The 26,045-nt window shown below is 67.4% G+C and carries 30 protein-coding genes; 13 read left to right on the top strand and 17 right to left on the bottom strand.

Annotated features, from left to right (window positions below; all coding sequences use genetic code 11):
- Positions 1-269 precede the first annotated feature (269 nt).
- Positions 270-473 (top strand): DUF397 domain-containing protein, encoded by a 204-nt coding sequence (locus tag ACICHK_RS40320; protein WP_406840956.1) that lies wholly within the window; start codon positions 270-272, stop codon positions 471-473.
- Positions 474-555: 82 nt separating this feature from the next.
- Here the strand turns inward: ACICHK_RS40320 and ACICHK_RS40315 are convergent, their stop codons facing one another.
- Together ACICHK_RS40315 and ACICHK_RS40310 are read right to left on the bottom strand one after the other, a co-directional pair.
- A complete protein-coding gene (locus ACICHK_RS40315) occupies positions 556-783 on the bottom strand; it encodes a hypothetical protein (RefSeq protein WP_406840954.1) in 228 nt (75 codons plus the stop codon).
- Between the two features lie 571 nt (positions 784-1,354).
- The gene (locus ACICHK_RS40310; protein ID WP_406840952.1) at positions 1,355-2,257 is read right to left on the bottom strand and encodes a helix-turn-helix domain-containing protein; all 903 of its coding nucleotides are present in this window, start codon (positions 2,255-2,257) and stop codon (positions 1,355-1,357) included.
- A 611-nt stretch (positions 2,258-2,868) separates the two neighbouring features.
- Between ACICHK_RS40310 and ACICHK_RS40305 the strand changes: the two genes are divergently transcribed.
- The 3 genes from ACICHK_RS40305 to ACICHK_RS40295 all read left to right on the top strand — a co-directional run bounded on the left by ACICHK_RS40305 (position 2,869) and on the right by ACICHK_RS40295 (position 5,406).
- Positions 2,869-3,710, top strand: a protein-coding gene (locus tag ACICHK_RS40305; protein ID WP_406840950.1) for an IS5 family transposase whose coding sequence is annotated in 2 segments (ribosomal slippage) — positions 2,869-3,225 and positions 3,228-3,710 — 840 coding nt in all. Because the reading frame shifts where the segments join, the coding sequence is not laid out codon by codon here.
- Positions 3,711-3,757: 47 nt separating this feature from the next.
- A protein-coding gene (locus ACICHK_RS40300) for an IS3 family transposase (protein WP_406840949.1) occupies positions 3,758-5,010 on the top strand; the annotation gives its coding sequence in 2 pieces (ribosomal slippage) (positions 3,758-4,040 and positions 4,040-5,010; 1,254 coding nt in all).
- 42 nt (positions 5,011-5,052) lie between these two features.
- Positions 5,053-5,406 carry a hypothetical protein gene (locus tag ACICHK_RS40295; RefSeq protein ID WP_406840947.1) on the top strand — a complete coding sequence of 118 codons (354 nt, stop codon included), beginning with the start codon at positions 5,053-5,055 and terminating at the stop codon, positions 5,404-5,406.
- Here ACICHK_RS40295 and ACICHK_RS40290 read toward each other — a convergent pair.
- The 4 genes from ACICHK_RS40290 to ACICHK_RS40275 all read right to left on the bottom strand — a co-directional run bounded on the left by ACICHK_RS40290 (position 5,403) and on the right by ACICHK_RS40275 (position 8,290).
- Positions 5,403-5,789 (bottom strand): DUF2750 domain-containing protein, encoded by a 387-nt coding sequence (locus ACICHK_RS40290; protein WP_406840945.1) that lies wholly within the window; start codon positions 5,787-5,789, stop codon positions 5,403-5,405. The two genes, ACICHK_RS40295 and ACICHK_RS40290, sit on opposite strands and share 4 nt — an antisense overlap.
- 391 nt (positions 5,790-6,180) lie before the next feature.
- Entirely contained in the window at positions 6,181-7,608 is a 1,428-nt protein-coding gene (locus ACICHK_RS40285; RefSeq protein ID WP_406840944.1) for a VCBS repeat-containing protein, read from the bottom strand.
- Positions 7,609-7,724: 116 nt separating this feature from the next.
- Positions 7,725-8,054, bottom strand: coding sequence for a hypothetical protein (locus ACICHK_RS40280; protein ID WP_406840943.1), 330 nt, complete (start codon positions 8,052-8,054; stop codon positions 7,725-7,727).
- A 17-nt stretch (positions 8,055-8,071) separates the two neighbouring features.
- On the bottom strand, positions 8,072-8,290 hold the full coding sequence (locus tag ACICHK_RS40275) for a hypothetical protein (protein ID WP_406840941.1): 219 nt from the start codon (positions 8,288-8,290) through the stop codon (positions 8,072-8,074).
- Positions 8,291-8,914: 624 nt separating this feature from the next.
- Here ACICHK_RS40275 and ACICHK_RS40270 point away from each other — a divergent pair.
- Positions 8,915-11,011, top strand: coding sequence for a serine/threonine protein kinase (locus ACICHK_RS40270; RefSeq protein WP_406840940.1), 2,097 nt, complete (start codon positions 8,915-8,917; stop codon positions 11,009-11,011).
- Between the two features lie 275 nt (positions 11,012-11,286).
- Complete coding sequence (locus ACICHK_RS40265) at positions 11,287-11,559, top strand: hypothetical protein (protein ID WP_406840938.1); 273 nt, start codon at positions 11,287-11,289, stop codon at positions 11,557-11,559.
- Here the strand turns inward: ACICHK_RS40265 and ACICHK_RS40260 are convergent.
- From ACICHK_RS40260 to ACICHK_RS40250, 3 genes are all read right to left on the bottom strand, one after another.
- Positions 11,547-11,828, bottom strand: a complete 282-nt coding sequence (locus tag ACICHK_RS40260; RefSeq protein ID WP_406840936.1) for a transposase — start codon at positions 11,826-11,828, stop codon at positions 11,547-11,549. The two genes, ACICHK_RS40265 and ACICHK_RS40260, sit on opposite strands and share 13 nt — an antisense overlap.
- A 129-nt stretch (positions 11,829-11,957) precedes the next feature.
- Complete coding sequence (locus ACICHK_RS40255; RefSeq protein WP_406840934.1) at positions 11,958-12,113, bottom strand: hypothetical protein; 156 nt, start codon at positions 12,111-12,113, stop codon at positions 11,958-11,960.
- Between the two features lie 268 nt (positions 12,114-12,381).
- Complete coding sequence (locus ACICHK_RS40250; RefSeq protein ID WP_406840932.1) at positions 12,382-12,945, bottom strand: hypothetical protein; 564 nt, start codon at positions 12,943-12,945, stop codon at positions 12,382-12,384.
- Positions 12,946-13,080: 135 nt separating this feature from the next.
- Here ACICHK_RS40250 and ACICHK_RS40245 point away from each other — a divergent pair, with 135 nt between their 5' ends.
- Complete coding sequence (locus tag ACICHK_RS40245) at positions 13,081-14,328, top strand: acyl-CoA thioesterase/BAAT N-terminal domain-containing protein (protein WP_406840930.1); 1,248 nt, start codon at positions 13,081-13,083, stop codon at positions 14,326-14,328.
- Between the two features lie 224 nt (positions 14,329-14,552).
- Here the strand turns inward: ACICHK_RS40245 and ACICHK_RS40240 are convergent, their stop codons facing one another.
- The 5 genes from ACICHK_RS40240 to ACICHK_RS40220 form a co-directional block, all read right to left on the bottom strand.
- Entirely contained in the window at positions 14,553-14,948 is a 396-nt protein-coding gene (locus tag ACICHK_RS40240) for a DUF3883 domain-containing protein (RefSeq protein ID WP_406840929.1), read from the bottom strand.
- Positions 14,949-14,987: 39 nt separating this feature from the next.
- A complete protein-coding gene (locus ACICHK_RS40235) occupies positions 14,988-15,545 on the bottom strand; it encodes a pyridoxal-dependent decarboxylase (RefSeq protein ID WP_406840927.1) in 558 nt (185 codons plus the stop codon).
- A gap of 360 nt (positions 15,546-15,905) precedes the next feature.
- The gene (locus ACICHK_RS40230) at positions 15,906-16,670 is read right to left on the bottom strand and encodes a YqjF family protein (protein WP_406840925.1); all 765 of its coding nucleotides are present in this window, start codon (positions 16,668-16,670) and stop codon (positions 15,906-15,908) included.
- A gap of 115 nt (positions 16,671-16,785) precedes the next feature.
- Positions 16,786-17,688: a hypothetical protein gene (locus ACICHK_RS40225; RefSeq protein WP_406840924.1), complete on the bottom strand. Its 903-nt coding sequence runs from the start codon at positions 17,686-17,688 to the stop codon at positions 16,786-16,788.
- A 460-nt stretch (positions 17,689-18,148) separates the two neighbouring features.
- Complete coding sequence (locus ACICHK_RS40220; RefSeq protein WP_406840922.1) at positions 18,149-18,367, bottom strand: hypothetical protein; 219 nt, start codon at positions 18,365-18,367, stop codon at positions 18,149-18,151.
- 223 nt (positions 18,368-18,590) lie between these two features.
- Here ACICHK_RS40220 and ACICHK_RS40215 point away from each other — a divergent pair, with 223 nt between their 5' ends.
- On the top strand, positions 18,591-18,782 hold the full coding sequence (locus ACICHK_RS40215) for a hypothetical protein (protein ID WP_406840921.1): 192 nt from the start codon (positions 18,591-18,593) through the stop codon (positions 18,780-18,782).
- 38 nt (positions 18,783-18,820) lie between these two features.
- On the opposite strand, the gene ACICHK_RS40210 is transcribed toward ACICHK_RS40215, so the two are convergent.
- Positions 18,821-19,087, bottom strand: a complete 267-nt coding sequence (locus ACICHK_RS40210) for a hypothetical protein (RefSeq protein WP_406840919.1) — start codon at positions 19,085-19,087, stop codon at positions 18,821-18,823.
- On the opposite strand from ACICHK_RS40210, the gene ACICHK_RS40205 reads away from it, so the two are divergent.
- From ACICHK_RS40205 to ACICHK_RS40190, 4 genes are all read left to right on the top strand, one after another.
- Complete coding sequence (locus ACICHK_RS40205) at positions 19,086-19,445, top strand: hypothetical protein (protein ID WP_406840917.1); 360 nt, start codon at positions 19,086-19,088, stop codon at positions 19,443-19,445. The two genes, ACICHK_RS40210 and ACICHK_RS40205, sit on opposite strands and share 2 nt — an antisense overlap.
- A 589-nt stretch (positions 19,446-20,034) precedes the next feature.
- On the top strand, positions 20,035-21,216 hold the full coding sequence (locus ACICHK_RS40200; RefSeq protein ID WP_406840915.1) for a hypothetical protein: 1,182 nt from the start codon (positions 20,035-20,037) through the stop codon (positions 21,214-21,216).
- Between the two features lie 64 nt (positions 21,217-21,280).
- Positions 21,281-22,372 (top strand): IS630 family transposase, encoded by a 1,092-nt coding sequence (locus ACICHK_RS40195; protein WP_406840913.1) that lies wholly within the window; start codon positions 21,281-21,283, stop codon positions 22,370-22,372.
- A gap of 48 nt (positions 22,373-22,420) precedes the next feature.
- Positions 22,421-23,167, top strand: a complete 747-nt coding sequence (locus ACICHK_RS40190) for a hypothetical protein (RefSeq protein WP_406841453.1) — start codon at positions 22,421-22,423, stop codon at positions 23,165-23,167.
- A gap of 210 nt (positions 23,168-23,377) precedes the next feature.
- Here the strand turns inward: ACICHK_RS40190 and ACICHK_RS40185 are convergent, their stop codons facing one another.
- Together ACICHK_RS40185 and ACICHK_RS40180 are read right to left on the bottom strand one after the other, a co-directional pair.
- Positions 23,378-23,686, bottom strand: coding sequence for a transposase (locus tag ACICHK_RS40185; RefSeq protein ID WP_406840911.1), 309 nt, complete (start codon positions 23,684-23,686; stop codon positions 23,378-23,380).
- A gap of 1,224 nt (positions 23,687-24,910) precedes the next feature.
- The gene (locus ACICHK_RS40180) at positions 24,911-25,687 is read right to left on the bottom strand and encodes a hypothetical protein (protein ID WP_406840910.1); all 777 of its coding nucleotides are present in this window, start codon (positions 25,685-25,687) and stop codon (positions 24,911-24,913) included.
- Between the two features lie 91 nt (positions 25,688-25,778).
- Between ACICHK_RS40180 and ACICHK_RS40175 the strand changes: the two genes are divergently transcribed.
- Complete coding sequence (locus tag ACICHK_RS40175) at positions 25,779-26,036, top strand: hypothetical protein (protein ID WP_406840908.1); 258 nt, start codon at positions 25,779-25,781, stop codon at positions 26,034-26,036.
- The last annotated feature ends 9 nt before the right edge of the window (positions 26,037-26,045 follow it).

Raw genomic sequence — 26,045 nt, 5'->3', positions numbered from 1 at the left:
CGTGACGGCACGACGGCCCGTCTCGGACGATGTGCGGCTTGCAGGGTTTCGGCAATTGCCACGTGTGCATCGCGAAGGGGAACTAGCCTGGGCCGCCCCGGGGTGACAGAGCGACAGCACACGCATCCCTGGCACGGCGCGCTCGTTGAGAAGTATGAGGCGGACCTTGTAGTCTGATCCACCATAACAAGCAGGCGCGCTGGTTTATTTTGGCGCGCCTTGGGGTCCTGCCGTGCCTGCAGTGCGCAGGTTGAGAAAGACAGGCGTGAATGAACGACGTGTGGTCGTGGCATAGGTCATCTTTCAGTGATGCCGCGGGAAACCAATGCGTAGAGGTCGCCTGGACGGGCTCCAGCGGCGTCCTGGTGCGAGACTCCAAGGATGCTACGACCAGCATGCTGGCATTCAGTCAGCGCTCGTGGCGCTTGTTCCTCGCCTCGGGTATGAGGGATGCGGCAACCGCGCGCGAGTAGAAGGGAGATGTTCCCTGCTGTCGCGCGCGGGCGTCGCGATGCAATTGATGAATCTTCAACTGGGCAATCCGTGCCGCATGGTTCAACGGGCTGGACTGCCCAGCCGTCCGGCGAGGGTCAAACCTGCGGTCGCGACGGCTCCGGCAGCCGCTTTGCCGGAGTCGTCGGGGACCAGAATCAGGATCGTGATGGCTGCGCCGAGTGAGGCGATGGCCACGATGACCGCAGCCACGGCATTTGCTCGGGGCAGCGCGGGAACGTGCTGGGACGGGTCCCTCGGCGGATCGGCCGAGGGCTCGGTGTCGGACATGTTTCACTCCAGATGGCCCGGGACTTGGCTGTGCCAACTGCCATGCCGTTTGCAGACGACAGGCTGTCTGCAAGGCAAATTCCCTGCCAGTAACGTGATCATTCATCAGGCACGCAGGGCGACCTTGACGCGGAACGAGAGAAGCCGCACCGGAAACCGCAGATAGGTACATCATTTCGACGCTCAACCGATTGCGATCCGGCCACACGCTAGGTAGCAGATTGATGGTTTATCCGGCACCCTTCCGGAGAACACCTAACTAGTAGCGGTTGCGCCATCACATTGCTCGACGCCTTCACCAGGGGTGATTGCTAAGTCGGTACGGATGCGCAACCGTGGCGAATACGCTGGTCTCCGGTGGCCCGGGCGATCAGCAGGGGGCGCAACCGTTGCAGCGGGCCCGCTCCCTCTGTGGCTTCGCCTTCGCGGAGCCACAGTCATGTGTAAGGGGCGTACCACCATGCGACCCCACGTGCTTCTATGCGCCCCACCTCGTTGGGCGAGCATCTTGTGGCTGCGCCCTGGCGAATGCCGATGCTCCGGGGAACAAGCCGACGGCGCCGGACCCCGCTCAGGAGGCGGCGTTGGACAGATCCTGAAGGTCAGGAGGATCCGTCCCCATTCGCTCAGCGATCTGCAACAACACCTGCGGAACCCGATCGCCCTTGATCGACTGCTCCTCCAATTTCCAGAAGAGTGCCGTGTAGCCGATGACGTCCTCCGCCGCCGTGCTGACGAGGGCCGTCCCCCGCAGATTCTCCAGGTACAGGAAGGGCGGCATGTCTTCTTCGAACTCGAACAGGGTGAAGGGTCCCTGGGACGCGGCATGGGCGCCCCGGCTGAACGGGAAGATCATGATCTGGCGTCGTGGATGAGCCGCCAACTCTGCCAGTCTGCGCAGCTGGGCACGCATCACTCCCGGTCCACCGACCTGCCGTCGGATCACGGACTCATCCAGGATGAAGAAGACCTCCGCATGGTCACGCTCGAGGGTCTCCTGGCGCAGCATGCGCGCCTCAACCATTCGCTGGTGCTGCTGTTCGGAGAACCGGTCGGGAGTGTAGGCGCGGATGATCTCCAGCGCGTACTCCTCGGTCTGGAGCAGGCCGGGCATGACCAGGGGCTGGAAGCTGCGAGTCACGAAGGCAGAAGACTCCATCGCCAGAAAGTCCAAGAACTCCTTGCCGTAGATGTCCTTGTACTCGGTGAACGGCATCTTCCTGCTGCCCCGGGCCAAGTCAAGCAGCCGCTCGACGTCTTGTGGGGGCAGCCCGTAAAGCCCTAGGAGCGAGCGTAGGTCATTGACGGAGATACCGACTTCGCCGGCTTCGATCCGCAGCAGCTTGCTCGGTGACCATTCCATACGTGCGGCTACCTGCCGCTGCGTCAGATTGGCCTCGCTCCTGGCTCTTCGCAGTTCTCCGCGCAACTGCAGACGCTGTATCGCAGGGCTTCCTCTGCTCGGCGTGGCCATCCGTCCCCCAATCTGCGATACCGCTGATTGTCGCATCACTGACAGGTGATCAGCTGACCTCAAGAGCGCATAAAGCCAGCCGTCTTATTGCAACCTTCGCTGGTGGGACTGACCATCTCCCTTACCACTGCTGCCTCATGAACCCCGGCAGGAGCCACAGGCCAGCCTCAGGAGGCCCGCGGTCACGGATGCCGGGAAGCAAGCAACGGCTCTGGACAGCACCAAGCGCCAGGCCGGGCGACGGCAACGCCTGTCCAAAAGAGGTTCTTCAAGCAGGCGTTCACCTGTGCTATCTCATACCCGCGGTATCAGGTCTCCGCCCCTTTTCTTGCGCCGCATGGTTGCGACATGCGCGAGGTTGCCTGCGCGAGCCTCAACAGTCGTAGACCGGGACTCGTTCTCACTGATCACCGAGCATGTTCCATGACCTGGCCAGCGGACGGCTTCCGCCAGTCGCGCTTCGGCGGCTTCTTGGTCGGGCGACGGCCGGAACTCGCTGGCGTTCCCACCGGCCGCGTGGAACCGAGCCAACGACCAGGCTCGATGCCGGCAGGGCCCTCGATGTACTAGGGTCCGTCTTCAAAGATCATCGGGTAGTGGATCATGGTGGGGTGATACGCCGTCATGAACTCACCGATCAGGAGTGGGAGTTACTCGCTCCACTGATACCGAGGGCCGTCACCGGCCGGCCCCGTGTGTCGGACCGGCAGGTCGTCAACGGGATGGTCTACAAGATCCGGACCGGGATCTCCCGGCGCGACCTGCCGGAACGATACGGACCGTGGAAAACGGTCTGCACCCGCTTCCGTCGCTACGCCCTGAACGGCGTGTTCACCCGGGCACTGCAGCAGGTCCAGGCACGTGCGGACGCGGCCGGCGACATCGACTGGCTCGTCCAGATCGACTCCACCATCGTCCGCGCCCACCAGCACGCCGCCGCGACCGGCCGAAAAGGAGGACTCACCGGCCGGACGAACCGGATGATCACGCCCTCGGCCGATCCCGAGGCGGACTGACCACGAAGATCCACCTGTCCTGCGACGGCCGCGGACGCCCCCTCGCGATCCTGCTGACACCCGGCCGGCGCAACGACGGCATCTGCGCACGCCCCCTCCTCGAGCGCATCCGCGTCCCGCGCACCGGCCTCGGCCGCCCCCGCCGCAGGCCCGACCAGGTCGTCGCCGACAAGGCCTACAGCTCCCGCGGCTTCCGCGCCCACCTCCGCCGACGCGGCATCGCGAACACCATCCTCGAGAAGCGCGACCAGCAGCGACACCGCCACAACCGGGGCCGTCGCGGCGGCCGGCCTCCGGTGTTCGACCGGCAGATCTACCGCCGGCGCAACATCGTCGAACGCTGCTTCAACCAATTCAAGAGCTTCCGCGGCATCGCCACCAGGTACGACAAGACCGCCACCTCCTACGAGGCAGCGGTCAGGCTCGCGTCATTCTGAACCGTTCCGGGTTCGGTAGGGACTCGATCGTTTGAGAGGGTCGAGTCATGGCACGTCCTTCCCAGTACCCGCTTGAGCTGCGCCGTCGTGCGGTGCGGATGGTCGCCGAGGTGCGGCCCGACTACGACACCGAGTGGGCCGCGATGAAAGCGGTCGCCCAGAAACTGGGCATCGGCACGGCCGAGACGCTGCGCAAGTGGGTGCGGCAGGACCAGATCGACGCCGGGACCCGCCCTGGCATGACGACGGAGGAATCCGCGCAGGTCAAGGCGATGAAGAAGGAGATCGCCGAGCTGAAGCGGGCGAACGAGATCCTCAAGGCCGCGGCGTCTTTCTTCGCAGCCGAGCTCGACCGGCCACACACACGCCCGTAGCGTTCATCGACGAGTACAAGAACCGCTTCGGCGGCGTCGAGCCGATCTGCCGGGTCCTCACCGACCACGACTGCAGGATCGCACCCTCCACCTATTACGCCCACCACAAACGCCAGGTCACGCCGTCCACCAGGACCGTGCGGGACGCCGGGTTGAAGGAGCGCATCAGCGAGGTCTTCGAGGCCAACCACCGTGTCTACGGAGCGAGGAAGATCTGGCGGGAGCTGAACCGGCAGGGCCACGCAGTGGCCCGCCGCACCGTCGAACGTCTGATGCGCGAGCTCGGCATCACCGGCGCCGTCCGCGGCCGACGTGTGATCACCACGCTGCCCGGCGGGCAGGCCGAGCGGGCCCCGGACCTCGTCGACCGCAACTTCGTCGCCGGCGCCCCGAACCGGTTCCGGGTCGCGGACTTCACCCACGTGAAGACCTGGACGGGTGTCGTCCACGTCGCCTTCGTCGTGGACACCTTCTCCCGCCGGATCGTCGGCTGGTCCGCGGCCACCGTGAAGGAGACGGTCTTCGTGCTCGACGCCCCGGAGATGACGCTCTGGCAACGCGACCGCGACCAACACCCGGCCCGGCCCGGCGAGTTGATACATCACTCGGATGCCGGGTCGCAGTACACGAGTTTCCGGCTCGCCGAGCATCTGGACGCCGCCGGCATCGCCGCCTCGATCGGATCGGTCGGCGACGCCTACGGCAACGCCCTGATGGAGAGCATGATCGGCCTGTTCAAGACCGAGTTGATCAAGCCCCAGCGGCCGTGGAAGACGCTGCCCGACGTCGTACTCGCCACCGACGAGTACGTCGACTGGTACAACCACCGGCGACTCCACGGTGAGATAGGCCACGTCCCGCCGGTCGAATACGAGAACAACCATTACCTCGCAATCACGAAACCCCAGGTCAAAACCAACATCTGAGATCTCTACCGAACCCGGAACGGTTCACCCTTCGCCAAGGGTATGGGCATCGCTGCTCCCCAGATCGGCATCGCGCAGGCGGCCGCCGCCGTCCAGCCCGCCGAGGAGGGCGCTGGCACCATCGTCCTCCTCAACCCCCGCATCACCGCGAACTCCAGCAATGGCCCACTGCCCGCTCCAGTCCATGAACCGGCCCTGACCCGTCACGTCCGGCAACTGCGCTCCGTAAGAAGTCATTCCAATAGCAGCTCTTATAGAGATCCCAGCTCCACGGCCGTCGAGTTGATCGAGGCCGGGCTCGCCCGCACCGCTGGCGACCTGATCGTGCACATCCCGGACACCAACGTAGTGTGGGCCGGTGACGTGCTCTTCATCGGGGACATCCCCGTGCGCTAAGCCGGCCCCCTCGACATCCACTGGCCGTACGGCGGCTCGCCAAGAGCGTGGTTGAGACGATTGACCACTTCACCGACAGTGAAGTCCCATCCAGTCAGGCGCGGTCCGCTCCAGTTAATTCCTACTCGGAGGTCTTCCTTGTCCAGGTCCGGCAGAGCCGCGTTTCGCCATTGATCCAGCGGCATTGAAACAGCTCGAAAATCAGGACCCCACAGCTCCACGGCGCGCTGGGCACGGGCCTTCGTCGACCAATAGGGGAAAGCCTCGTGCCCAGAAGCAGCGACAGGGACCAGGCAGCCTTCGTCGTTTCGAACCCACCAGACGGTACGAGTACGAGCGACGTCACGGAAGAAGGCCGCTGCCTGAGCTCCGCTTACACTCACTGAAATCTCCTAGATCGTCCCCGGCCTGACCGACACCCTTGGGCGTGGCACCTGGCGGAGCAGCGGCTGCTGTTCCCCCGCGCCTGCGGGGATGGTCCCAAGATCTCCATCAGCCTCGACCACCACTGCCAGGGCCTCGGGCGACGCATGCTCTGCCGGGCCCTGGCCGACAGCCCCGGCTGTACCTGACAGATCACCCACCAGTCCCCCGGGCCAAGCGGTTCTTCTCTGCCCTGGAAAGGAATGGGGGCGCGCTGCTCGAATTCGGCGGGGTCTGCGAGCGCCTCACCTCCTTCACCGGCTACCGCCCTCCCCCGCCAGGGCGCCGCCCGCGGCCCATGCTGGAACCCGGTGTGTAAGGCCAGGGTCTTGCGGCGTGGTCGCCTTTCGTTCAGATGACTCCGAGGAGTCCGTTGCCGCCGAGGAGGGTGCTGTCCTTTTGCGGGAAGCCGACGGACGGGGCGGTGATGATGCTGCTGCCCTTGGCGGTGGGACCGTCGGTGCCGCCCGGGAGCACCCAGACGGCGCCGGTGGCGTTGTTCTCTTCTGCGGCGCCGATGAAGAGTTCCGGTTTGCCGTCGTTGTTGATGTCGCCGACGGCCACGGTGGTGCCGAAGGAGTCTTCGGCTTCGTCAGCTCCTGGGATTCCGGCGGTGTTCTGGGTGAAGGCGTAGGAGCCGGCGCCCAGGGCCCCGGCTCTGCGGCCAGGGATGACGGTCACCTGCCCGGCGTTTCTCTTGCCGGTGTCCTCCAGCGGCGAGCCGACCACGATGTCCGCCAGCCCGTCACGGTTGAGGTCGGCCACCGCGAGGGCGCCGCCGAAGTTGTCCGCCTTCTCGCTCACGCCGGGGACACCGGGGGTGTTCTGGGTGAGTTGCACGGGTTTCGCGTCCCGTGCGATGCCGTGTGCCGAGCCGTACCACAGGAGTACCCGGCCGCCGAGCGTGCCGTCGGCTCCGGCGTGGTCCGGCTCGTCGGGGTCTGCGACCACGAGATCGGTGTATCCGTCGCCGTTGACGTCCCCGGTGGCCGCGATCAGCCCGTTGCCCATCTGCTGTGCGCCGCCGTAGACGGGGTTGATGTACACCTCGCCACCGCTGATGTCGCTCAGCCGGACGGTGAGGACTACCTCGTCGGGGATGCCGCTGTGGGTGAAGTCGCCCAGCGTGACGCTTCCGACGGATGCGGTGTCACGGTTTTCATCGGCCGAGCCGTAGGTGCCGCTGCGGCTGAACGGCCCCCGAAAGCGCATCGCCCCCTCATACCCGGCCACGAGCACCTCGGTCCGCACGCCCGGGCCGGCACTGAGCGCTGCCACGTCGAGGCCGTAGTACCTGCCGGCGGTGGTCGCCGGCAGGTCGGTGCCGGACGTCAGCCCGGACTTGCTGCCCCACAGGACTGTCATCGTGCCGGCGTCCTCGCCCCGTGTGGTGTCCTCGTACGGCGCGGAGACCACCAAGTCCGCGTAACCGTCCCGGTTCAGGTCGGCCGTCGCCATGGCAGCACCGAACCCGTCGTTCGACTCGGCCGTGCCCGGCACGCCTGCGGTGTTCTGCGTGATGGTCGCCCGCCGGGACGTCGACAGTCCCGTCTTCGATCCGTAGAGAACGACCACGGCACCGGCTCCCAGCTTACCGGCGATGTTCGCCCCCGGCGCGGGCAGCACGGCGTCGCGGTAGCCGTCGCCGTTGAAGTCACCGGGCACCGCACCGTGCACGGCCGCCGCAGGCGCGGCCGACAGCAGCGGAGCGCTCATGACGGCGGCGACCAGAAGCGCCCCTGTCCGCCAGCCTCCGCGCAGACCACGTCCGTTCACCATGAACTGGATCCTTTCCCCCCTCGACGCATCTGACGTGCGCCGCAGTCAGGGCATCGTAGGAGGTGTCCCCGATGGTGCTGTAGCGCCCCCTGCCAGAAGAGACCGGTTCGGCTCGATCAGAAAAGTTCGCCGGCTTCGGGAAGGGCTTGTTCGACGGAGGTGATCCGGTATCCGCCACGCTGGTAGAGGCCGCCGTCTCGTCCGTGGACCGCCTGAGCCTTCTCGGCCGCACCGTCAGGTGACGCCGCCATCAGATGGAGTGTGAGGGCCGGCACGTGCGCAGACGAGCCGGCAACGGGCCGGGCATCGATCCGGTAGACCCGGTGCCGCTCGATCTGTACAGCGCCGACCCCCGACCGCTCGGCCTCCGCCACATCGTTCACCAGCCGTTGCAGCCGCCGCGGTTCGTATCGGCGGGCGCGTGCATCACGAGCGAGCGTATACACAGTCATCCCTTCCCTCTTCATGAGACCCGCGATCCGCTCCCACTGAAGACGCCACAACTCTGCGATGAGAGTAGTTCGCTCAGGTTATAAGGCTCGTGAGGGACCAGCCGTGCGCTGCCGGCATGCTCCTGAGCCAGCCGCACCTGCGCGGCCACCGCGCGGAGATCCAGCCCGGTCGCTTTCGAGACCACCCCCAGCCGGACGAATTCATCGGGAAGATACTCGTAGATCAACACGTCTCCCTCTTCGGCAACGCGCTCACGCTATGCCGGCCTTCCAGGCGAGCTAAAAGCTCCTGAAAAACGGTGGGGCGGCCCGCTCCCACCGCCCAGACCTGCCGGGCCATCCCGGTCGGCGGGCGACAAGCTCGGGCGACCGGTCCGTCCACGGCGTGGGCACGGCCGCCTCGGTCCGGGCTGCCGTCCGCTCGTGCGGCTGCTTCAGTCGTGTCGCCAGCAGGTACTTGGCTGTGCGCTCCCGAGCGGAAGATCCGTCGACCGAGGACGATCGGCGGATCATGGCGGTCACTGTATGCCACTGCTGTACACAGGTCAGAGGCCTATTCGCGATCAAGCGAATGGGCCTCTGACCTGTGTCGGGGTGGCGGAATTTGAACCCCCTACCTCTTCGTCCCGAAGCAACTTGGGTGAGGTGCTGCCCTGGGCTCCCCTATTTCGCGTATTTGACGATTATTCGCATACATCCATATTCGTCGGCCACGTCCGCTGGAGTGACCGTCGATGCACCACTCCAGCGGACGTAACCACTGACGATCGGCAGAACGAGAACAGAGCCCAGAAAACAGCGGCGGGATAGCATCCACCCTTGTCCTGCTCTCTGACAGATCGATCGGACAAGCCGTGAGCGTTGCCGCTTCGGGCGGGCGAATCCAGCCTGCCCGCCCCGGGGATCCGTCCCGTGTCGGTCCCTACCGCATTGTCGGCCGACTTGGTGCCGGCGGCATGGGCACGGTGTACGCGGGACTCGACGGCAGCGGGGAGCGGGTCGCGGTCAAGGTGATCCATCCCCTGCATGCGGATGATCCGGAGTTTCGGGCCCGGTTCCGCCGCGAGGTCCGGCTCTCTACCCGGGTGCGAGGCCCGTTTCTGCTGCCGCTCCTGGCGGCCGACCCCGATGCGGACGCCCCCTGGCTGGCGACCGCCTACGCTGCGGGCCTGACCTTGACGGAACACCTGGCCGCCCACGGCCCCCTGACCGGCGCGACCCTACATGTGTTCGCCACCGGCGCCGCGCAGGCCCTCGCAGCAATCCACGCGGCCGGTGTCGTCCACCGAGACGTCAAACCCCAGAATGTGCTGCTCACCGCAGCCGGCCCCCGCCTATTGGATTTCGGCATCGCCCATGCCGCCGACGGCACGAGCGTCACCCGCACCGGGGTAATGACGGGCACGCCCGGCTGGATCAGCCCCGAGCACTACCGCAGCGGTGTCACCGCAGCGCAGGGAGACATCTTCGGCTGGGGCGCGCTCGTGGCCTATGCGGCCACCGGGCGTCCTCCCTTTGGAGGCGGCGTCCCCGAAGCCGTCGCCTACCGGGTCATATCCGGCCAGCCGGACCTGGACGGCGTGCCCGAGGCGCTGAAGAAGATCCTGGAACGGGCGCTGGCGAAGGAACCTGCCGAGCGACCGGACGCCGACGAGGCGGCTGATGCGTGCGCACGGCTGCTGGATGCCGAGCCCACCCAGATCCTTAACGCCGCCACCGGGGCAGAGGCGGGCAACACCCCGACACTGGCCGGCACACCGGTGACGGCACAGTGGTCTGTACCCATCCCGGAAGACCCTTCCTGGACCTCGGCTGCTTTGATCCGTGAGAGCTCCTCGCGGCGTCGGGTCGTTGTGGCCGTGGTGGTGGCAGCCGCCGTCGTTGGCGCGAGCGCGGGCGGCGCGCTGGCTTTCCGTAACAGCACAGATCATGCCACCGGTCATTCCACGACCGCCGCTTCGGCGCCGGCCGTGGGCACTCATCCCTCCGGTGCCGCAACCGGTCAGACCTCCACCCCCGTCGTCGGCACGGACGTGACCGGCCAGGCGGTATCCGACCCCCGCTCCGTCCCCGTCCCGTCCGACCCGCTGGCCGGCGTGGCAGATCCCGCCTTTACCCGATCGGACGACGAGACCCAGCCCGTCCCCGGCGAGTGGAGCACAAGCCGGAAGGCCGACGGCACGACGGAACAGGAGGCCGCGATCGCCATCGGCCGTCAAGTGACGTCCATGCTCGGCACGAAAGACATGTCTTTCATGACGCCGACGGTGACGTTCAACCGTCAGGCGCAAACCGTCATGGTGACTGGCGGCCCGATCTCTACGCTGACCGACGACTACAAGGAAGTCTTCCGCCGGGCGGGGGAAATGGCCGCCTGCACCGCTCTGGCCCAGCGGCTCAAGGACGCACCGACGAGCTGGCCCTACGGCCGGTTCTCCGTCTACTGGAAGGACTACGACGGCCAGGACGAGGCAAACGTCCTCGGCTTCGGCAAAGCCACCGACGGCTGCTACACGGACGAAGCCGGACGGCGCCAGGGCTCGGACGAAGGCATGACCACCGCCGAGATCCCCAGCAGCAACAAGGACGAGATACGCGTCGCCTCCGGCACACTGAAGGCGATCACAGCTGCCTGGAACACCCGCCTCACCCAGGGATACGGTCTGGAGCCTTTCGACCGCGACGATGCCATCACTCTCGGCTTCGACCCAGTCGAAAAGATGATGTACGTGTGGGCCCACGACGGCTCGGGCGCCCTTGGCGGCCGCGCCCAGCAATCCCACTTCCAGGACGTCGTCAGCAAGACCGCCTGCCCCAGACTGCTGGCCGAATACAACACGAACAAACAATGGAACTACACCCACTGGGTCATCGCCGCCTATCAAGGAAACAGCGCATGGCCCCAAATCTTCACCTCAGGCGACTGCCTACCCACAGAAAGCCGCCACTGAGCCCTTCCAGCTTCGGGCGACCGCTGATCGATGCTGCGTCATGGGCATCTGATAGACCCTGACCATGACGTTCTTGGCGGTGGTCGAGGGTGGTAGGTGGCGTCGTTGAGACGGGCGAGTTTGCCCGCGCCGACCGCGGCTGGCAGCGCGACGACGATCACGAGTGCGGTGGTCAAAAGAACGATGGCGACGACCACGACAAGTTCCTTGTACACGGTGGGCTGTTGATGTGGTCGAAGGTCGCAGAAACGGTATGAGCCGGGGTTTGCCGGGACATGGCTGGCCACCAGCGCTACCTGGAGGAACAGAAACTCGACGACGTCCAGTTCACGGTGCCGCATCCCAGCGACCCACGGGTCATCGAGGACGCCGAACGGGGCCTTGGCCTGGACCAGACGAACAGCATCGAGGACAGCGCCAAGACGACCCGCCACACATGGACCACCTTGCGCGAGGAAGGCAACCTCGGCGGAGTCGGCGTCCTGGTCGGCCTCGCCCGCACACACGACGGTCCCCCCGAGGCTGCTATATCGCGTCAAGCCGCTTGAGCAAGATTCTCGAAGTTCGTCCCAGCCTCTCGATCGAAGCGTTCAAGGATCTTGAAGAGCTGGCGACAGATCGCTCGCTTGAGGCGGTGGCGATTGGTCAGCCCGGAGGAGGCGGGAATCGGCGAGACGCCAGCGAAGGACGCGAAGACTGCCTCGGACCGGAACCGTCCGGGAGGGGACCAGCTGACCAGGATCTGCGTGGCGGTGATCGGTCCAACACCGAGCAGGTCCAGGAGCTCGGGCGCCACCTCATGAACCAGAGCAAGCATCTCGTCCTCGAGCTCCTTACGGAATCTCGGCATAGTCGAGTTCCGTCGATCCTTCGATGCGCGCACCGTCAAGACGCAGCGCGGGCACGTGACCCGGCTCGGCAACAGCACCGTTGAGCAGCAGCAGCGTCAGCGCAGCGCCCCTGACCGTACGCTCGGCCCCCAGCCATCGCTGTTCGCCGGATCATCGTCCACCGGATCACTGACGCACAGATCCAGCTTCTCGCCCCGTGAGAACGCGTCCCAGACCCGCCGCTCGACCGGAGTCAGATCCTCTTCGCGCATGTTTCTCCCGGTCCCCTGGCTGTCCCGGCCGGGAGGTTACCCGCGAGGTAACGGGCCTAACGCAGCTTTGCCGTGGAGCGGGTGACGAGAAGTGAACTCGCGCCCTCGCCTTGGGAAGCTGCGGGCATTTGGGGGCGGTTCTGGGCTGACCTGGGGAAACAGCCGGACCGTGATCTTGTTGGGCTCGGCTGCTTTCACCATGATTCCCCGCTGTTCCCCGCTCGATCTGGTGCGGTTGTTGTGCGGCCACTGAGGCATGGCAACGAGTTCAGTGCTCGCGTCGGCCGCACTCAGCTGGGTAGAGGACAGAACCCCTGAGGACATCGGACAGTGCTTGCCCGAGGTGGAAGCATGCGGCGCCCGAGACGTCGGTCGTCAACGCGTCGATCCACACGGCGGTTGCTGCAGGTCGCTCGGAACGTGGGCTGTGCAGCTCGGCCTCGGCCGGTGTTGCGAAGGGTGTTCCTTCGAGTGCGGCAAGGGCGATCAGAGTGCCGTCAGGCTGGAGTTCTGTCTCCTCGATGGTCATCTGCCAGTGGAGCTCTGCCTCTGCCAGGAGTCGCTTGCCGACTTTCCCGTGGACGAGAAGAGCGCTGCGGCGGCCGCGGACGAGGCGCGCTACGGCGCGGCAGAGCGGGATGTCGGTGCCGTAGGGGGTGTCCACCCGGGTGTGGCCGGCGGTCGGGAAGTAGCCCAGCGCGTTTGCCAGGAGCCCGAGGGCTGCCTCCTGATGCGCGGCCGCCGGCCGTGCTCGACGAGATCCAGCAGGACCGGGGGGCAGCGTGGCTGCAGACGAATCCCCCACCGGCAAGCAGAGACGCGGCGGCGTCATGACCCGAGGGTCTTCTTGGTGGGTGACCGCTGTTCCTCGTGGCTTCCCGCAGTAGCAGGCGGCTTCCGTCAGAAAGAGGGCACAAGCCTCTGACCACGTCTTCCTGCGCAGGCGTTACGCGATCACACTGCATCTATGCAGCGATTGGGAAGGCAATTAGCAGCGTGCGTGGCGATAGTTGCAGTGTCGGCCGGCGCGGGCTGCTCCGAGGGCGGCGCGCCGGGTGGCAAGCACAGCCGCACGGCGATTATCACGGTGGACAAGTCCGACGCACTGGCGGACGAGCCGGTGCACATGCGCATCAGGGGGCTCACGTCCAACGAACAGGTAACTGTCACCACCCGTGTCACCGATGCGCGCGGCATGGCCTGGTCGGGGCGGGCCGTCTTCACCGCGGATGCGAAGGGTCTCATAGACCTGGACCACGCCCGGCCCAGGACCGGCACGTACCGGGGAGCTGACGGCATGGGCCTGTTCTGGTCCATGACGCCCGGCACAGGGGATCCGGACACCACCTCCATCGCGCTGACCGACCCGCAGCACAACCCCTTCTACGAGATACGTGTCGCGGTTGCCTCCGGCGGCCGCACGATCGCGCAGCGCATGCTCACCCGCACCTTCCAGGCCAGGACTGTTCGGCACGAAGAGCTGACGAACACCAAGGACGGGCTGAGCGGAGAACTCTTCCTGCCACCGACGGGCGCGCCGCGCCGCGCGCCGGTGCTGCTGCTGGGAGGCTCGGAAGGAGGCGTCACCCCCGTCAGCCTATTCAGGGCCGCGCTGCTCGCCTCCCGTGGTCACCCGGCCCTGGCGTTGTGCTACTTCGGCTGTCCCGGACGGCCCGAATACTTGGCCGACGTCTCCTTGGAGTACATCGCCGGTGCCGCCCGTTTTCTTCGTGCCCAGCCACAGGCCGATCCCCGCCGCCTCATGGTGGCCGGAGCCTCGCGCGGGAGCGAAGCAGCCCAGCTGATGGCCCAGTACTACCCGGACCTGGTACGCGACGCAGTGGTCTACGCGCCCAGCCGCAACACCAACGGTGTCTATCCGATCAACTGCTGCGGGAAACAGGCAGCTTGGACCAAGGGCGGCAAGAGCCTGAACCTTGTTCCCATTCCGCTCGACCACGTCCGCGGGACCGTACTGGCCGTCGCGGGTGGGGCCGACTCGGTGTGGGGATCGTTGTCTTCCGCCCGATCGATCGCTCAGCAGCCCAACGCCTCCGGCCGTAAGGCCAAGGCCCTGCTCTACCCGAAGGCCGGCCACGGCATCGGAGGCTTCCCCTACCTGCCTCTTGGGGTCGACGGCGGTGGCACCCGCGCGGCGAACGAAAATTCCAGGGAAAGCAGTTGGCCTCAACTACTCCAACTGCTCGAACAGTGATGCCGAGGACGGACCTGACGGGACAGTCGCGACCGCACTGGCGTCCGGACGGCCCGGAGACAAGTCCACGGCCGCCGTGTTTCCCGTTGCCTGGACCCCCTCGATGCGAACTCCCCGCTGCGAGGTCATCGGGTTCCTACGCCCTGGTCAGTCAGCCATCGGTAGCTGTTGGCGGTCGGCTGCGGTCACAAGGGGTGCTGTACTCCGCTGCTGTACCGCAGCACTCATTGCAGCCGTTCCGCCTGGTCGTACTCAGCTGTCCTGAACGTGGGCCAGTACGTGATCTGGGGCCGGGTTCGCTCGATCATCGCCAACAGTGCCTCTCCATGCAGGATGCGCACACCGACCTCGGCTTCTTCTGCGCTGGCAAGGTTGTCGACCACGTAGACGTAGTAGTGCTCGGGGTTCGCCCTGGCAGCCTCCACCTGCCGGTGCTCCAGCGGCAGCGCTTCGCTGCGCGCCGTGCGGCTGAAGGCCTTCACCTCGATCAGGCGAGGCAGACTTTCGACGTCGTACGGGAGACCCGAGACACGTACGTCCTTCGGATCGCGGCCGGCGGCTCGTTCCAAGGCCATCACATGCGTAATCGCAGCCTGCTCTGTCTCCTTGTTCCCCACCATGCCCCCTATGGTCAGCGGACCATGGTGCCCTGAAGACCCTCAGCTTGGGAAGCTGAGGGCATTTACAACCTCTAACACAGTGAACGTGGTGCCGAGGACGGCGACGACGGCGATCGTGTTCTCGTCGAGACGGGACTCCACGTCCTCCGGTCCGATCCTGTACTTGCCCTCGGCGAGCGGTACGATCCGCGGCTCGACGTCGAAGTAGCGGCAGAACTTCTCCCACGCGACGTGGACGTCTCCCCCGAAGATCAGGTTGGGCCGGTCGATCGACAGACCGGCCACCTGACGACGCTCGCGCCACTTCCACTTCCACTTCGGCGGCAGCGCCTCGAGCATGATCGCCTCGGACGATCCCTGGGTCCGGCAGCCAGCCGTCGGGCCCGGCGCGTGGAAGAGGTCGGCGAGCATGCGCACGCAGCGCTGCTCGATCTCGGCGGAGATGGGGTACTCCGCATGGTCGGTGAAGTTGCGGTGGGGGTTCTCGGCGATCAGCCGTTGCGCCTCCGGCTCCATCCATGTGGCGAGGTTGCGCTGCGGGTCGACGTCCATGGCGGGATCCACGTCCGCGAGCCTCATCGCGTCTGTCGCGGCCATGCCCTCCTCGGGAAAGGTCTCCGAGGGGGGCCTGCCTGGCCAGGAACCGGTTACCGAAAAGAGTCTCATCGTCACGCCTGGCCATGTGGCGATTCAAGCGGTGCCGTAGCCCGCCGCGGGCGAGGGACACACCAAAGGAAATGCGCTCCGTCACGAACGGAGCCCTGGGCACGGAATCCCGGACGGTCCCTGAGCGGCAGCGCACCGAGACGCCGACATGATTCTTCCCTCGGCGATGGTCACTCCGAGCGGCGTCGATCCATGGACCGGCTGCATGTCGGCCACGGTTCTCCGGCGCATAACGGCATTCCGCACGCCCGAGCAGCACGGGGCCTGCGGCGAGCGGGCCCGACCCGCGGGTCAAGGCTCCGTCGACGGGACGTGGCTCCCGGGTGCCAGGCCTGTGGGTCTGCCCAGGCGTACCGGGACTCCGGGCGAGTACAGGACGCTTACCGGTGGCCTGTCGGGAGGCGGGAGGCCGGCTGTCGCCAGGAGGTTCTCCTCACAGGTGATCAGCTCCGCGCTGTGGAGCGGCCAGCGCGGATGGTCGTTGGCGAGGTAGCCGGTGCCTCCGGGGAAGGCGTTGTGCATGCCCCAGCGGGCTGTGAGGAAATGCTCCAGTTCTGTCGGGTCCTGGACGGGCCGGCCGACTCTGACCACGATGCGGCTCCGCGCCCGGGAGGTTCCGGGCCGGTGGCGAGAACTCCTGTACGTGACGATGTCGCCGTCCGCCCGTACGTCCATGCGGGACCACCGGTACGGGAGCCGGAAGCCGAGGCGCCCCAGAAGCACCGGCACGAGCCGGGACGCGTCCATGGACCGGAAGACGACCCCGCGGCGGCCCTGCGCGTCGACCGAGTAGAGGCGCACATTGGTCTCCGGGAAGGAGCCGAAGTACGGCACTCCGGGGAGCCGGAGCCAGCCCACCTTCCCCATGCGGAAGGCGACGAGGCCGACATAGGTGACCCCGTCGCAGGTGTCCGCGGTGAGCCCGTGCGGCAGCAGCGGGGCGACGGCCCCGGGGTCGACGGCCCAGTGGATGAAGGTGAGGTCGAGCCACCACTGAGTGAGGAGCGGGCTGCGCACCGCGGCCGGTGCCTCGGGCGTGATGGGCGTGGGGTGCACTCCACAAGGGTGCCCGATCGTATGTAGGGGGCGGGTGGGGGCCGGCCGTGTGGTGGCGGCGGCGCTGGAGTCGCCCTGGCTCGTCCGTGCCGCCCGGTGACCGCGGGAGCGGGCTTCAGCCGTGCAGCGGGATCTTGCGGCGGCCGGCCGGTGAGGGCGGCCACCGCAGGTGTACGCCGGTCAGGCGGGCGATGAGGCGCAGATGGGCGCCCGTGTTGCCGACGTACCAGAGCGGGCGCTCCGCCCTGGTCCAGACATACGCCGGCACGCCCGCGTCCAGGAGGGCCATGAGGCGGGGTTCTTCGAGCGTCGCGGCCGCAAGCGCGTACAGCGCCGTCAGCCGGGGCGCGATCACGCCGTAGTCGAGCATCCGGGCCAGGGCGTGTTCGTCGAGGATGGTGTCCTCGGTGGTCAGCGTGACGGGGTACACCGACGGAAAGGACCGGCCGAGGTCGAGGAACCACTTCACGGTCCCGTAGCGGGGATCCACGAGCCGGGGCCCGAACGGGGCCAGCCGCCCCAGCATGAGCCGCGGCCGCACGAGCATGGCGTGGGTGAACAAAACGCGGAGCAGGGCGACGTTCATCATGAACCGTTCCACCTGCGATTCCGTCACGGCCAGGTCCTCGTGGCGCAGGTAACCGGCGACGATGCTGGCGTTGTGGGCGCGGTACCAGGCGGCGGGCGACGGCCTGCGGATGCAGTCGACCCAGTACTCGACGCTTCTGGCGCTCGCCTCCCCCGGCGCACCGGCGCACAGCAGGCCCGCCTCCACCTTGTCCCTGAGCAGCCCCTCGTTCACGGAACGCCACCATGCGCTGCCCGGGCGCCCACCGGACTCCGGGGCGAGCACTCCACGGGCGGCGGACCATCGCAGAAAGCTCAGCTCGGCGTGACCGTACCGGCGCAGGGGCCCGGAGAAGCGCGTGTAGAACTCCTGGGCCAGCGCCAGGCGTGCGGCCACATCGTCCCGGACCAGCTCGATCCGCTGTTCGGCTCGGGAAGCTGCGTCGGACATGACGATCCCATCGGGCTGCTGTCACATGAGGAGCCGGGGAACCCGGGGGCATTGCCGGGCGGGCCACCGGCGGGTGCCCCTGCATTTCCCTGCCCGGGCCGTCCGACGCGACGGCAGCGCTCACGTCCGGAAGGCGTTCGTGGCTTACGGTTTCCTGCGCGGGGAGTGAGGCAGCCGCCGCTCCCCTCTCCTCAGGATCCGTGGTGGTGGCGCGTTCTGCCAGCCACCGCGGACCGGCGATCACCGAGATCCCGGTCCGGTCACTCCCGAGGTCCTGGTCCTGCCGCCTGAGGAGCCAGGCAGCGGGTGAACCTCATTCTGGACGGCGTCCGCTGCGTCAAGCGGCGCCCGACCGGCGGCGAACCCGCCTTCTCTGTGTCGCCCCGCACCAAAAACAGCGGATACCGCCTGTCCATGCAGTCCCGCTCCAAGCGGCGGCCGGAGAGGGGCGTAGCCGGCGTCACTGCCTGGCCGACGACTCTTCGGTCTCTTCGCCGTCCGGCCTCCGGTGTTCCTCCACCAACTGTTCGATCTCCCCGGGGACCTCGTGCAACGCCTTCAGGACCAGGCCCCACTCCCGGTCCCGCAGCTCTTCCGGGACTTCGTCCTCGATCTCCTCCGCGAGCCTGCCAGTCTCGCCCCGGGCGTCATCCTCCGTGCCCGTGGCCGGTGCGGCCATCACCGTCCTGCAGGAACCTGCCCGCCCCTGCCGCCGCCTTGCCCATGCCGCTGAGCACCGAGCGCACATCCATCTGCGCTTCCCCCTGGTGGTTGGTGTCCTGCCGCGGCGAAGCCCGGACCGGTGTGCGGGACGGGCCACCGAATCATTTCGGGTGACGGGCCGGGTCCGTGGCAGAGCGGCGATCTTCCCGGCGGTGCGGACGGGGTCCGGGAGCAGGTCCATGACGGACGGCGAGGCGGGCGGTAACGGTACCGAGACGCCCGACGACAGCGACCGGCTCCCGGGACAGGTTCGTGCCCGGGTGGTGCTCTCACGGCCTCTGCTTCGGCTTCTTCGGGTGAAGACGGTCGACCTGGCCGTTGACCAGGGGGTGTGCGGGGGCGATGGCGCCGACGATGCCGACACCTGGTGACAGCCCCGCAGGGATCTCGACTGCGGATCGGAAGACGGCTACGTGGTTTTCAGGGGTTCCTTGAAGGACCTGCGGAACACCGGGCCGGCGACCTCGGTGGCGTAGGAAGGAAGGGTGCCGATCTCGTCCGGTGCGTCGACGGCGACCTGCGCGGCGGCGACCGCTTCGGCCGGCTCCCCGACGACCAGGTTCGGGTTCGGCTTCGGCTTCGGCTTCGGCTTCGGCTTCGGGTGGATCAGCGCGATGACCGTCTCGTTCACCGTCATCGCCTGCGAGGCGCCGGAGCGGCCCCCGCTCCTGGGCATGGCCGCCCATCTCTTCTGGTTCGCGGTCCAGGTCGATCGCGGCGGCCGCCAGCCCTGCGGCGGTGAGGAGGCTGACCTCTTCACCGTCGCGCGTACGACCGCCGTCGATGGCCAGGCCGTGCCTGCGCAGATCGTTCACCGCAGCACGGTGGGAAGCGGTACGGGCTTCCTTCTGCTTCGCCCGGGTCGGCTTGGTCGTGTGCCGGTAGGTCAGACGCGGCAACGACAGCCGCTGGATCTGATCGGCCGTCGCCACCTTCAGCACCCCAAGAACGCAAGCGCCGACGGCAGGAACTCACCAGGGCCTGCCCAGCAACCGAAGCACCGGGTGCGGCCGGGCCGCGCGCCGAAGGCGTGACAGCCGGAGTTCCAGGATCGCGGCCGTGCAGAGCGGCGGGAAGGGGCGGACCGGGCGGGGTCGGGTCGGGTCGGGCACGGTGTCCTCATTCCTCCGGCCTGCCGGCCGGATCGGCGATCGTCTCGGCCCGCATGCGAAGGGCGCACGGACCGAAGCCACCGTGAGGAAGCCCCCTTGACCGCGCTCCGCAGGTCTCGCTGGTCGACGTCCGGGGCAGCCAGCAGGTTGGCTCCTCGGGATGTGCCGGCGTCCGTCACCAAGGTCAGCCCGTCTGGACCAGTACATCGAGCGGGCCCTGAGGGAGACCGGAGACTGATACCGGTAGATCGCCCCTCGAATACAGCACTCGTGAAACGACCGTCACACAGCCTGACCATCGATTTCGGGACAGAGCCGTGGACCGTACAGACTCCCGCCAGTGGCAGCCCCTTCCGGCAGACTGTTCCAAGCAGGCCTGGGCTGAGCTGCGCGGACGCGACGGGGGGGCAGGGACATGGACACGGATCCAGATGGGGGTACGGATGCGAAGGACTCAGAGGACAGCGAGACTCTCCTGCTCTCTGCGGTCCAGGTTGCGGATACGGCGCTGGTGAAGGCCTTGCTCCGGGATGACAGCAATTGGGGCGTGCGGGACGAGGCGTTCTGTCTGGCGGTCCGGTCGTACTCCGGGGATATCGCCCAACTGCTGCTCCAGCACGGTGCAGATCCCTCCCAGCGCGGACCGGACGAGCTGCTGCCGCTGCGCGAGGCGGTCGAATCGGGCTCACCCGCGTTGGTCGAGGCACTCCTGCACAACACGATCCTGGGACGTCGCCCGAAGTCCGAGCTGCAGGAGATGCGGGACCTCGCGCGCCACTGGCACGAGACGGGGGTCGAAACCGAACTGCGACGTCGCACGGGCTCCCAGGAACCTGTCGCCTGTACCCGTGTCCAGGACGACGAGTACTACAGCATCGACGAGTTCACCCTTGGTGGCACGACCGTGCGGGACGGGCATGGGGCGATCCTCACGGACCTGGAGGAGCTGCTCGGGGTCCGCACCTCGTTCGAGGAGCTGATGGACCGCGCGTTGACCCACACCTGCCACGACCACACCGCCTGGGGAAGGGCCACCATCCAGTTGGCCGGCCGGCGCGACCAGGCGACCTGGACGGCTGCCGCAGCGCTGCGGACGAACCCGGACCCGTCCCACCGATTGTTCGGCGCCGAGGTGCTGCGGCTGACCCATCTCTTCGACGACCGCGACGAGGACCCGTTCGCGGGTCCTGCCCTGGACATCTTCATCGGCTGGTCGGCCGAGGAGACGGACCCCACCGTACTCACCGAGGTGCTGGTCGCTCTTGGAGAACACATCGACCCCCGTGCGGAGGCGGCCCTCCTGCCGTACGCCGGCCATCCCGATGCCCGAGTACGGCGTGCGGTGGCGCAGGGGTTCAGCGACCGGTCCTCGCCACCGGCCTTTTCCGGCGACGCGCGCACGGCGTTGCTGGCGTTGATGGCCGATCCGGACGCAGTGGTACGGAAGACCGCCTGCCGCACGGTTGCCGAGGCCCGCGACCACAACCCCGTCTTCGCAGACGCCATGGCCGCTCTGCTGGACGACGCGGACCGCCTGGTTCAGCTCGCCGCCGTCTACGGACTCGCCCTCCACAACGACGAACGGTGCGTGGAAGCGGCACGCCTCCTCGGCCCGCCGCAGCGCGGTTCCCTGGAGGAGGACAGCTACCTCGATGCGGTGTGGCGCTACGAGTGGCGCCGCGACGGCCGCTGACATGCCCGCATTGGCCCTTCAGATGCACTAGTGACCTGAGTCAGAGATTCATCGTTAGTCGGGCATGAGTCGTCCGGGTCCGAGGATTCCGCCGTTGTCGGTCACTGATGCCCAGCGGGCGGTGTTGGAAGGCTGGTTGCGTCGCCGAACGACGGCTCAGGCTCTGGCTCAGCGGTCGCGGATCGTGCTGGAGTGCGCCGAGGGCCACTCGATCATGGAGGTGTCGCGCCGGCTGCGGATCGCGCCGGACACGGTCCGCACCTGGCGGCGGCGCTTCATCGAGCGGGGCCTGGACGGCTTGTGCGACGACCCGCGGCCCGGCGTCCCCCGGAAGATCACCGATGCCGACGTCGAGCGGGTCATCGTCAAGACGCTCGAGGAAACACCGAAGAACGCGACCCACTGGTCGACGAGGTCGATGGCCGCGGCCACGGGGATGTCACAGTCGACCATCTCGCGGATCTGGCGGGCGTTCGCCCTGGCCCCGCACCGCTCACAGACCTTCAAGCTGTCCACCGACCCGTTGTTCATCGACAAGGTCCGCGACATTGTCGGCCTCTACCTCGACCCGCCCGAGAAGGCCCTGGTCCTCTGCGTGGACGAGAAGTCGCAGATCCAGGCCCTGGACCGGTCCCAGCCCATCCTGCCGATGATGCCCGGCGTCCCCGAACGCCGCAGCCACGACTACGTCCGGGCCCGCACCACGACCCTCTTCGCCGCCATCGAGGTCGCAACCGGCAAGGTGATCGGCTCGATCCACCGCCGCCACCGGGCCGTGGAGTTCAAGAAGTTCCTGGCCAAGCTCGACAAGGAGGTGCCCGCCGGGCTCGATGTCCACCTCATCCTGGACAACTACGTCACTCACAAGACCCCCGCCATCAAACGGTGGCTGCTGGCCCACCCACGGTTCCACCTGCACTTCACACCGACCAGTGCGTCCTGGCTCAACCTGGTCGAGCGGTGGTTCGCCGAGCTGACCCAGAAGAAGCTCAAGCGCGGCGTCCACCGCTCCGTCCAGGCCCTCGAACGCGACATCCAGACCTGGCTCGCCGACTGGAACGGGCACCCCAGACCGTTCGTCTGGACGAAAACAGCAGACGAGATCCTCGACAAAGTCGCCGCCTACTGCCACCGAATCTCTGACTCAGGTCACTAGATCGTTTCATTCGGATCTTGCGGGGCTTGTCATACTTCCCGGGTGGAGATGCAAGCCGAGGAGGCAGCGCGGCGTTGGCTGGCTGATCAGGGCGTCAGCCAGGTGCGCAACGGGTGGGTGAGCGACGAGAAGCCGGACGCGTTGCTCACCGCCAACCAGGTGGCACACTCGTGGGCCGGTGATGTGTTCGCCGAAGACCTGGATCCAGCCGACCAGGTGCGGTTGGCTTTCGGGCTGTTGGACCTCCTCGACGAGTACTGGGTCACGTGCGAGATCCGGTTCGCGAACGAGGGTGCGGAGGGTCCCCTGCCGGCCGACGTGCTGTGGGACGGCTACCGTCAGCGACTGGAGGCAGACCGGGACGCCGAGGCCGTCACCTACTCGCTGTGGGTGGACTGGTTCGAGGACCACGCCACTTCCGCGACGGCCTTCGCCGAGGTTCTCGGTAACGACATCGACCGAGTGGTGACCGAGCGATCGGAAGCCCTGCTCCGCCGAGCCCGTCGGATTCTGGAGTGTTCGGGACCGGTGCGCTGGACGGTGAAGGAGCCGACGTACCGCACCGCCATGCGACTTCCTGCCCTGCACTCGGCCGTCTTCCGCGGCCTCCTGACGAGCTTCCACGACGTCTACGGCGACCTGGAGCCGGCAGCCGCACTGGCCTTCCTCGGCCGGCTGGATCTCCCCACCAACACCCGGCATCTTGCCGAACTGCGCCACGTACTTGCCTCGGGGCACAAGAACCACTACCGCAGCCCTGGTGCCTGGGACGACGCGGTTCGCTCCTGCTCCTGATATGCCTCGCGGTCGAGGGTGGGGGGTCTGCCGCCTCGGCTTCCGCGCCGCAGCCGGTAACCGTGTCGATCGGCCGGAACGGGGATGGCCGCCCGGATTCCGCGCTTGCGCAGGTGCTCGCGGATCGCGCGGGAGGAGTACGCCTGATAGGCACGTGGGTTGGCTGTCGGCCAGGACCACGTCCGGCCTGGTGCGGGGACGTCCTCGCCGTCAAGGGACGCGGAGCGAGACGGCCCAGTTGAGGTCTTCCTCGGCGTCGGCCTGCGCGATGAGCGCGGTGGACACCCGCTCCCAGGTGCTGTCGATGGCCCATATCCGCAGCCTGTTGTAGACGCCCCTCCAGTTCCTGTACTTCTCGGGCAGGTGGACCCACTGTGACCCGGTCTGGAACTTCCAGGCGATCGCATCGATCACCTCACGGTGCTCCCGCCACCGGCCACCCCGCCGCGGGGGCTTGAAGGCGGGCGACTCGTCGTAGACGATGTCCTGCTTCAGGCGGTGGCACAACTGTCCGACCATGCGTTAAAGAGTCTCTGCGACTACCGCTCGAAAGACGACAGTGTTGACGGCATCGAGGTCTTGGCGGAGTAGGCCCGCACGTTGCCGGCTGTTGGTGAACTGTTAGCACTGACTTATAAGTTGATCACCTTGCAGGGCCACTTCATGAACTCAGCCCAAAGGGGTATCCCGATGATCCGTCGCTTCTTCACCATCACCGCAGCCACCGTACTGTCCTTCATCGGCCTCGGCGTCGCGGCCACCGAGGCATTCGCGGGCAACATCAGCAGCTGCCCGTGACGTGAACCCGTCTGCGGGCCGGTCCGATGCGACGACCGGCCCACAGACACGTTCAGGAGCGCGGCCTGCCGCACGCCCACTGGTCCTTGCCCGGCCACGGCCTCCGCCTCCGTGCAACGGGGAGGCCGATGGACGACTACCGCCACGCCCGCAAACAGATGCATGACGAACTCTGAACGGCGGGCCAACCCCGAGCCCGTAAGGACCACCACCCGCAGGGCATGCCCCACGGCCGCCCCACACCCAAGACGCCCCTAACGGCCGCCACGCACACCATCGTCGACAACCGCTCCGGCCTCCGCCCCAAAGAAGCCCTCAACAACACCTCAGCGTGGACGGCAAGGACCGCGCGCAGCTTGTTGGCGCGGCCATCCTTGAGGGTCCAGCGGGCCCGCGCGAGTCACAGCTGTGTCTCCTGCGGGCGTCCGGCCTCGCGGTGCACCGCGGCGATGCCCAAGGCGGACCCGGGGAAGCCAGCATCTCGACGCCGGGGTGAGAGAGTCTTCGGCACATACCGCCCCGGGGCTTCTCGCAGGCACAGCACTGGGCGCCGGTCCGGGCCCGGCAGCGCCGGGATCACGCACGTACACGCGGGCCCGGGATGAGGTGGTGGCGATCTGTGCGAGGCGCTCCAGCTCCGACCACGTGCAGGACGGCAGGACGTCATCCAGCACGGCCAGCAGCTCCGGTGGCGTCTCGTCACCCACTGGGCGTGGGACAGGCACGACCATGCAGAGTGGGGGCACGGGCAGCGGGGGGATCTGCTGCAGGCCCGTGTCCTGCTACGGACCACGGAGAACGCAGACGCGCCACTGCCGTCCCTTGTGCGGCTGGGCGGAGGTCATGGCCGTGCCGTCCTCGTGGCCGGTCCCACGATCCGGCGCCTGCTGGGCGGCGTGGCCACACGCGGGGCGCTGTGAGTGACGCGGCGTGCCCGCGGAGGCGTCACTGCATGGCGTGTGGCTGGGCAAGTGCGGCTCCGACCTTGGACAGCATCTGACCGAGCAGGTGAAGGGCTCGTGCCCGTGTCGGTGCTCCGCGCACTGTTCCCGTCCAGTACGCGTCGGTGAGCTTCTCTGTCAACGTGAGGGTCTGGTCGTCGTCCTGGGCGGCCAGCACGAGGACGAATCGCACGTAGTCGCCGATGTCGGTGCCTCGGGGGTGCTGGTGGAGGAAGGTCTGCAGGCGCGGTGTCAGGGCGGGCAGGGTGCGGTCCGTCGGGAAGACGACAGCAAGGCCGGCGAGGGCGAGGCGAACCGCAGGGCATTCGGCAGACCAGCGGGTCAGCAGATCTGGAACGTGAGCCCGGACCGCGCTGCGAGCCCGGGCCTCGCTGTCGGGATCGGCGTGTGGCGGGGTGGCCGGCCAGGCCTCGGCGAGGTGGCGCTCGGCCACGGTAGCGGCACTGAACAGCAGGCCGACGACCCGGAACCGGTGTCGGGCGGGAATCCTTTCATCAACGGCGAGAGCCGCGAGCAGGGTAAGACCGCCGGCGGTAGCGGGCCGGCAGGTGTCCTGGTGGAGGATCTCGTTGTAGAAGTCGCCGAGGAAGCCCTGGTCGTCCCTGGAGGGGTCGACCTCGGCGTCGAACAGCATCGCGGCCTGGGGCGGCATGGGGCTCGGCAGGCGGTCGGCGATAACGGCCCGGAAGAGCTGCCGGATCGGCGGACCGGAAGCGATCGCGTCGTTCCGGGGCTGTTCGGGTTCGGCACTCGTATCCATGGCCAGCGCAGCCTACTGAAGCATCTCGGGCTGATCGCCTGCCCCCTGAGCAGGAACCGGCAAGTCGTCAGCGACCCGTCAAGGGCCCTCGGTGACGTCAAAACCCGCGACCGCCGCCCACCAACGTGCCGTCGGACATGCCCACGCTCTCCTCAACGACCTGGCAGACGGCGGGATCGGCCTCCTCCAGGCCGCATCGCTGCTCATCAGTGACCTGTTCCAGCACTACGGGCTTGCCGAGCCCTCTCAGATCAGCCGTGACGGCTCGATCATCGCGAGTGGATGGCCCGAACCCGAACGCACCCGGATCAGCACCTGGGCACAGCAGGCCTCTGCTCCGGTGACCTGATCCAGGGCA

Origin of the sequence: Streptomyces sp. AHU1, assembly GCF_045343905.1 — a bacterium.
GTDB classification, from domain to species: domain Bacteria; phylum Actinomycetota; class Actinomycetes; order Streptomycetales; family Streptomycetaceae; genus Streptomyces; species Streptomyces triticiradicis.
Note: the sequence above shows the minus strand (reverse complement) of the source record. Positions and strands in the feature narration are given on the sequence as shown.